This is a genomic window from Bradyrhizobium sp. (genome assembly GCF_027451485.1).
Taxonomy (GTDB): domain Bacteria; phylum Pseudomonadota; class Alphaproteobacteria; order Rhizobiales; family Xanthobacteraceae; genus Bradyrhizobium.
In genome coordinates, this window is record NZ_DAIDJE010000150.1 from 1 (window position 1) to 4,738 (window position 4,738).

At 64.2% G+C, this 4,738-nt stretch carries 5 protein-coding genes; 1 reads left to right on the forward strand and 4 read right to left on the reverse strand.

All coding sequences use genetic code 11. The features are described from left to right. A partial coding sequence (locus tag NEZ08_RS18460; RefSeq protein WP_298109935.1) for a hypothetical protein occupies positions 1 to 1,117 on the forward strand: 1,117 nt, incomplete at its 5' end. Between the two features lie 30 nt (positions 1,118 to 1,147). Here the strand turns inward: NEZ08_RS18460 and NEZ08_RS18465 are convergent. From NEZ08_RS18465 to NEZ08_RS18480, 4 genes are all read right to left on the reverse strand, one after another. After that, positions 1,148 to 1,450 (reverse strand): EthD family reductase, encoded by a 303-nt coding sequence (locus tag NEZ08_RS18465; protein ID WP_298109937.1) that lies wholly within the window; start codon positions 1,448 to 1,450, stop codon positions 1,148 to 1,150. 103 nt (positions 1,451 to 1,553) lie between these two features. Continuing rightward, on the reverse strand, positions 1,554 to 2,543 hold the full coding sequence (locus NEZ08_RS18470) for a threonine/serine dehydratase (RefSeq protein WP_298109939.1): 990 nt from the start codon (positions 2,541 to 2,543) through the stop codon (positions 1,554 to 1,556). A gap of 57 nt (positions 2,544 to 2,600) precedes the next feature. Next, positions 2,601 to 3,656, reverse strand: a complete 1,056-nt coding sequence (locus NEZ08_RS18475) for a glycosyltransferase family 1 protein (protein ID WP_298109942.1) — start codon at positions 3,654 to 3,656, stop codon at positions 2,601 to 2,603. A 152-nt stretch (positions 3,657 to 3,808) separates the two neighbouring features. Further along, positions 3,809 to 4,624 (reverse strand): UDP-2,3-diacylglucosamine diphosphatase, encoded by an 816-nt coding sequence (locus tag NEZ08_RS18480; protein ID WP_298109944.1) that lies wholly within the window; start codon positions 4,622 to 4,624, stop codon positions 3,809 to 3,811. Positions 4,625 to 4,738 lie beyond the last annotated feature (114 nt).

Below are 4,738 nucleotides of genomic sequence, written 5' to 3' on the forward strand. Positions count from 1 at the left end.
AAAAAAGCCGGCGCGCGATCCCCTGCTCGATGAGGCCCTCGCAGCGTTCCGAACGGCGCTCGCCGAAGCGCGAGACGCTGCCAATGCGGCCGTCGACGGGCTCGCAATCGAGCAAAACCTGGCCCCGGTGCGCAAAGGCGCTCGCGTCATCCGGGAGATTGCCTGGCGGTTGCGTGAAATCGGCGCCGACGGGCGAATCTGCGATCTCATCGACTCGCAACTGGCGGCGATCGAAGGCGCGGCCGCCAAGCTTACCGCGTCCGGCCTTGCGGCGGCGCTCGGCGAGGTCTTCGACCGGACCGAGGGAAAAATCGCAACTTTCGAACCCAGTGACGCCGCGCCGGTGGCCAGCGGCCCACCTAGAGCCGAAGCGCCGACGGCGGAATTGGCGGAGGTCAGGCCGGCCGCTGCGACTGAGGTCTCAGCCGAGGCACAGGCCGCGACCGAGTCTCGCCCACCGGTCGAGATCATCAAGGCCGAACAACCGGCCGAGCCCAATGAGACGATGCAGGCCTCCTTCGTCGCGCCTGACCCTGTCGTCGAGACCGAAGCGAAGATCGAGACCGGTATCGAAATCAGGCCTGAAGCTGCGGCTGCTGCGGCGGGTCCTGCCGTCGCCGATGAACCTTCGATTCCGGGAGCGGAGAGCGCGAGCCAACCGACGGACGCCTTCGACGCGAGCGATGAAGCCGTGCTCGATATGGTGGCGATGGAGATGGCTGCGCCCGATACGGACGAGGCCTACGAGCCCAAGCTCGAAAACCTTCAGGCCTCTGAGGCGGTCCAGACCGAGCCTCACGTCCACGAGGCCCGCGCCGAAAAACCGCAAGCCGAAGCGATGGGCGAAAGCGCGCCGTCCTGGGAGATCGACGTCACCTTTGGGTCGGATGCGGGCAGCGCGGCAGAGGAGCCGGAAGCTGTCGCACCACCCCCCGCCGTCGCACCGCGTCAGCATGAAGCCGAATCACAGCCGGAGCCGGTACGCGCACCCACGCCCTCACTCGGTTCGAGCCTCATCGCAAACGGCATCGTGCCCCGCCCCCGCACTTCGGGGCCGGACCCGATGGCGCCGATCCGGCGCATGACCCAGAATGAGAAGATCGCGTTCTTCTCTTGAGCTTGCGGACCGCTCAAGCTCGCGGCCGGGTCACTTCAGCGAAAAATGCATCATGGTGACGCCGCCGGAAGCGTAATTGGGCACGTCACCTGCAACCGCCTGGCCTTCCTTCGATCCAAGCCCGTTCATCAGCGCCGCCTCGCTGTCAAAGTCGGCCTCGAAGATGCAGAAATACGGCGCCTTGCCGGGTCCGAGCGGCTTCACATCGAAGGAGTATCGGGCGTTCTTGATACCGGGAATCTTGTTTGCCAGCGGCACGTGCGTCTCGACGTAGTACTTCCTGAAATGCGCGGGGTCCTTGGGTTCGTTGTAGAGCACGAGCAGCCTGTGCATGAAATGCCTCCCGATCTGGTTTTGCTTCTTCTCAAGACGAAGGCGGCAACGATAGCAGATCGAAACGGTTCCGGGCAGCCTCTTATCGGGAGCGTCCCGTCTTTCAGGCGATCAGGCGCGCATACAAGTCCGCATCCACATTGCCGCCGGACAGCACGATGACGACGTTCTTGCCGCGCGCTTCGATATGGCCGGCAAGAAGGGCCGCCAAGGCAACCGCCCCGCCCGGCTCGACCACGAGCTTGAGTTCGCGCCACGCAAACGCCACCGCTGCGCCGACTTCCGCTTCCGACGCCGTGACGCCCTTTGCGAGCAATTTGCCGTTGATGGCAAAGGTGATCTCGCCGGGAATCGCGGCCATCAGCGCGTCGCAGATGCTGCGGCCCTCGGCCTTGTGGGCCTCGCGCTTGCCGGCACGCAGCGAGCGGGCATGATCGTCGAATTCCAGCGGCTCGGCCGACATCACCATCGCTTGCGGAAAGCGCGCCTTGACCGCCGTTGCGACGCCCGCAATGAGCCCGCCACCGGACACGGGCGCCGCCACGATATCCGGCGCGATGCCGAGCGCGGCGAGATCCTCGCAGATCTCCCGCCCGACCGTGCCCTGCCCTGCGATCACCTTGGGATCGTCGTAAGGCGGCACCAGCGTCGCGCCGCGCTTGCCGGCAATCTCCCGCGCAATCGCTTCGCGGTCCTCGCGGTCGCGATCATACAGCACCACCTCGGCGCCGTAGGATTTGGTGCGCTCGCGCTTCGACAAAGGCGAATCGGCCGGCATGACGATGGTGGCCGGCATGTTGAGAATCTTTGCCGCGGCCGCCACGCCCTGCGCGTGATTGCCGGAGGAAAATGCCACCACGCCGCCCTGCCGCACATTTTGCGGAATCGACGACAGCTTGTTGAAGGCCCCGCGGAATTTGAACGATCCGGTGCGTTGCAGGATTTCCGGCTTGAGAAAAACCTTCGCGCCGATGCGCTCGCAGAGAACGGGCGGCGACAACAGCGGCGTTCGCACCGCAAACGGCGCGATCACGCCGGCCGCGGCATCGACGTCTGCGGAACTTACAGGCATATGGGAAAGAGGTTCATTCATGAGTTCAATTTTATCGTGCCTGCCGCGAGAACGGCAAGGGCAGAGCTCACGGGCACCCTATGCAACGAAGCGCGGCTGCTCCGATATGACAGGCACGATGCCGGATTGCGATCCGCAACGGTGAATTTCGGCCATATGCGCGATGAAAGCGCGGGCCGAGGCTTCCCAGGTATGTTTGGCGGCAAATTCCAGGCAATCCTGCCGGGAAAGCCGCAGCGCCGCGCGGCAGGCCGCGGCAAGATCGTCGCTCAAGGCGCCGACCGGAGCGGTGCCGATCACATCGCGCGGACCGGAAACCGGAAACGCGGCCACCGGCGTGCCGCTCGCCAGCGCTTCGAGGAGCACAAGACCGAAGGTATCGGTCCGGCTCGGAAACACAAAGACGTCGGCAGCCGCATAGCTTCTCGCCAGTTCCTCGCCCTGCTGTGCGCCGAGAAAGACCGCATCCGGATAGCTCTTCATCAGGCTAGGGCGGGCCGGCCCGTCGCCGACGATCACCTTTGTTCCCGGCAGATCCAGTTCGAGAAAAGCTTCCAGATTCTTCTCGACCGCCACGCGGCCGACGCACAGAAAAACCGGACGCGGGAGCTCAAGATCGGCGTCGCGCGGATGGAACAGGGTCGTATCGACGCCGCGCGGCCATAGCACCACGTTGCGGAAGCCGCGTCCGCGCAACTCACTGGCCAGCGCCGGGGTTGCGACCATCACCGCCTGACTGCCGTGATGAAATCGCCGCAGCGCCGCCCAGATCCAGGACTCGCGGACCGGCACGCGAGCCGAGACATAATCGGGGAAACGGGTATGGAAGCTCGTCGTGAACGGCAGTTCCTGCCTGCGGCAATATCGGCGCACGGCGATGCCGATCGGTCCTTCGGTCGCGATGTGAATGGTGTCGGGACGCGCATCCTCGATCAGGCGCGCGATCCTGGCCGCACAGGGCAGCGCCAGCCGGAGGCCCGGATAGCTCGGCAGCGCAAAGGTACGAAACGATTGCGGAGTGAGAAACGAGAGTTCGGCGCCGAGCGCGCTTGCCGCTTCCGCGGTCATCGCAAGCGTCCGTACGACTCCGTTGACCTGCGGGTACCAGGCGTCGGTCGCGACGAGGACGCGCATCTAGTGGTTCGATCCTAACATTCGCATCCCTTCCCAGCGGCCACTTTCGCGAATGTTGGAATAAGGACCATATGTTTCCAATGGAGTTCAGGATTTGACGTTCGCTCCGCGAGTTCGCAGCCAACCGGAGTAGCGAACGTCAATCCACCCCGCTAGGCCGCGGCGCGGGCCGCTACGGCTGGAACGGGAAGGCTCCGGCGCGCCGGATCGGTCCAGGTGATGATTTCAAAGCGGCCGTCCTCGTGCTCGACGAGCGCAGTGCAGCTTTCCACCCAGTCGCCGCAATTCATGTAGCGGATGCCCTGCTCGTCGCGGATAATGGCATAATGGATGTGGCCGCAGATCACGCCTTCGGCGTGATGGCGCCTCGCCTCGGCGACCAGCGCGGTCTCGAAAGCGCCGATATAATTCACCGCCTTCTTGACCTTCTGCTTCGCCCATTGCGAGAGCGACCAATAGGGCACGCCGAGCGCGCGGCGGAAGAAGTTGACGAACCGGTTCATCTGGATCGCGAAATCGTAGGCGCGATCGCCGAGATGGGCGAGCCATCTGGCGTTCTGCACCACAAGGTCGAAGATGTCACCGTGGATGACGAGGTAGCGGCGACTGTCGGCGCCGGTGTGAACCGCGTTCTCGACCACGTCGATGCCGCCGAAATGCGTACCGTAATATCTGCGCAGGAACTCGTCGTGATTGCCGGGGATATAGACGACCTTGGCGCCCTTGCGCGCCTTGCGCAGCATCTTCTGCACGAAGTCGTTGTGCGATTGCGGCCAGTGCCAGCTCGACTTCAGCGCCCACCCGTCGACGATATCGCCGACCATATAGATCGTGTCGGCGTCGTGGACGCGGAGAAAATCCAGGAGTTTGTCGGCCTGCGAGCCGCGGGCTCCGAGATGTACGTCGGAGATAAACAGGGTGCGAAAACGCCGCTCCGGCTGCTCTTCACTCATCGAGTCACTTCCCATGCGCGCGCCTAACAGATTCCGATGACACTTCGATGACCGGGCTCGGTGGCGAATCGAACGCCATCCGTTAACTTCCGCGATAACAGGGCCTTGCGACAATCTGGCGACATGGCG